2 protein-coding genes and 1 pseudogene are annotated in these 1,684 nt (G+C 49.5%); all 3 read left to right on the top strand.

Annotated elements, in window-relative coordinates; all coding sequences use genetic code 11:
- Window positions 1-398: 398 nt before the first annotated feature.
- On the top strand, window positions 399-689 hold the full coding sequence (locus CAPSK01_RS23635) for a hypothetical protein (protein ID WP_273703937.1): 291 nt from the start codon (window positions 399-401) through the stop codon (window positions 687-689).
- A gap of 56 nt (window positions 690-745) precedes the next feature.
- On the top strand, window positions 746-1,219 hold the full coding sequence (locus CAPSK01_RS17215; protein WP_273703936.1) for a hypothetical protein: 474 nt from the start codon (window positions 746-748) through the stop codon (window positions 1,217-1,219).
- 141 nt (window positions 1,220-1,360) lie between these two features.
- Window positions 1,361-1,684: pseudogene (locus CAPSK01_RS23630) on the top strand (hypothetical protein); the annotation flags it as partial.

Here is a 1,684-nt window from a genome sequence, read left to right as displayed (position 1 = left end):
ATTTTTTGTAAAAAGCGCCGGGAGGGGGGGGGGGGGTCAAATTTCTGAAAATTTGAAAAATGACGTATTATTGGTATGTAAGTACCTGAAAGATAAGGCAAACCACTCTTATAGAAGTGTGTATCCATACAGTATGCTTACAGGTATAGGGCTTTTTTCATTTAGGCCCCTAGGAGGGGGGTAGATGACAAAAGAATAATTCCAAAAAGTCATGACATTGGTCTTTGTCATAAAATATTCCATGTGGGTAAATACACACCTGGAATATTAGCGATCACTGATGAATCAGAGCAGGAAGCATAAAACTGCCTAAAAAATAGGCAGTTTTATGCTTTTTTCATAAAAAATCAGGCGGTGTTACCTTTACCCAATTTGGGTATTTACAAGGAGATCGTACAGTGGAATTTACGACAGTGTCGGAAACCATTGATTATGAAGGGTTTCCGATAATTTCCAGTGAGTGTCCACTTACCTTTCGCAGAATAAGGGAAGGTAGAGGACCTGGAACCATCCTGATCGGATTCACAGACGGAACCTGTGATGTTTATGAAGTAGCAGGGACCTGTACCTGGATTAACGGGAGTTTAGAGGCATACCTGAGAAGGAAGCTCCTGTACCTGACAAAGGAAGAAGTGGTTAACAGAATAGGCAGTCTCTGGAAACCTCTGGAAACCTCTGGACCCTCCTGACTGGACGTGACCAACAAACGGGCACGTCCCGACCAATTCTTTATGGAGAAATTGAAATGAAAGTGATTTTTGAGGCACGCTCGACAAATGGAAGATGGGGTATGGCTATCGTCGGCCCTGATGGGACAAAGCTTCCGGCACAAGGAAGCCTGTCCAGTATCGGTACAGTCGCAGGCATAGAGACGTACCAGTTCTACCCCGGGGAAACTAAAACCTGGGTTCTAGCCGGTGGAGACATCAAGGCTCATGGAGGAGCAACAACGGTTGCCTCCCGGGACCTTCAATCGTCGCAAACTGCGACGATCATCCTGCTAGGACCGGAAGCAGTAATCGAGCAGTACGGTTACAAGAGGAGATCTAGCCGTTACGTTGCTTATGTGAATGGCGAAGAGCGGGATATTCCCGCTAGCGTACTACTGGCTATGGGCATCATTGCCCCAGAGTCTACTCCTACGACGAGCATACCACCACCGCCAGCCCTGTCTAACGCGATGGCGGACGCATTCTCCAAACTGAGAGGTCAGAAATGAAAATGAAGGTAGTCACGACCACGTTACGGCAAATACGCCAGCATAACCCTTGTAGTGAGGGCTGGCGCACCCTGCTTTCTTCCCTGGGCAAGACAGGGGTAGACGATGAACCCTTGCCCCTTGTTACCATCCTGCAATCCAATGGACTGGACGATGCCCTGTGGTGTCTTCGGACCATTACAGGGCCATGACAAGGAAATAACTAGATTTGCCCTTGCCTGTGCCCAAGAAGTGAAGCATCTCATGACCGATCAACGGTCATTGGATGCTTTAGATACCCTTGAGAGACACCTGGAAATCCCGCTGTCTAAGCAGGAGCTTGACCAAGTAGTAGCGGCGGCAGGGGCGGCGGCACTGGCAGTAGGGGAGGCAGCATGGGCAGCAGTAGAGGCAGCACGGGCAGCATTGGCAGCAGCACGGGCAGCTGCACAAGCAGCAGCATGGGTGCCAGTGGTAGCAGCACGG

It is taken from the genome of Candidatus Accumulibacter vicinus (assembly GCF_000584955.1).
GTDB classification, from domain to species: domain Bacteria; phylum Pseudomonadota; class Gammaproteobacteria; order Burkholderiales; family Rhodocyclaceae; genus Accumulibacter; species Accumulibacter vicinus.
This window is presented reverse-complemented; position numbering and strand designations above follow the sequence as displayed.

What these genes read in the sequence shown, in the direction of transcription:
- CAPSK01_RS17215 (WP_273703936.1), top strand. Translation starts at nt 746, where the DNA reads ATGAAAGTGATTTTTGAGGCACGCTCGACAAATGGAAGATGGGGTATG.